This window comes from Micromonospora aridisoli (assembly GCF_056150025.1).
This window is the reverse complement of sequence record NZ_JAXCFK010000213.1, coordinates 1-498: the sequence shown is the minus strand read 5'-3', so window position 1 is coordinate 498 and position 498 is coordinate 1. Positions and strand designations below refer to the sequence as shown.

The window sequence follows — 498 nt, the reverse complement described above, 5'->3', positions numbered from 1 at the left end:
CAAGATTATATCATTCGTTTTGCATTCTTCCTTAAAAGCAGTGATAATACCTTCGTAATCGTCTTCGATAGCTCCTAAATCAATATTGGTATAATCTGCATTATGTAACCTTTTGATAGGTCGTAATTGAAGGATATCAAAACTTTTTTTATCAAAATGAGTAAAAAACTCCTTTAGTTCATAAAAGTTATCTTTATTGAAGGTGTAATTAATCCGAACTCTAAAATTATAGGTCTTCTTTAATTTTCCAAAAGTCTTAAAGACATTCATAAAAACACTATAATCTCCTTTACCCATAAAGGTTTCATAGGTTTCCTTGGTCACGCCGTGCAAAGAAATCGTAAACTCATCAAGACCTGCATCTAGCAAAGCGATTATTTTTTCTTCGTTCAAAAGATTTGCATTCGTTGTTAGAGAAATATAAGGCACCTTATAGTGTTTTCCCAAACGCACAATAGCAGGTAGGTCTTTGTATAAGGTAGGCTCTGTGCCGCAGCC

1 protein-coding gene is annotated in these 498 nt (G+C 33.5%); it reads right to left on the bottom strand.

The annotated features are described in order from the left end of the window. A partial coding sequence (locus tag SM447_RS30165; RefSeq protein WP_474576252.1) for a radical SAM protein occupies positions 1 to 498 on the bottom strand: 498 nt, incomplete at both ends.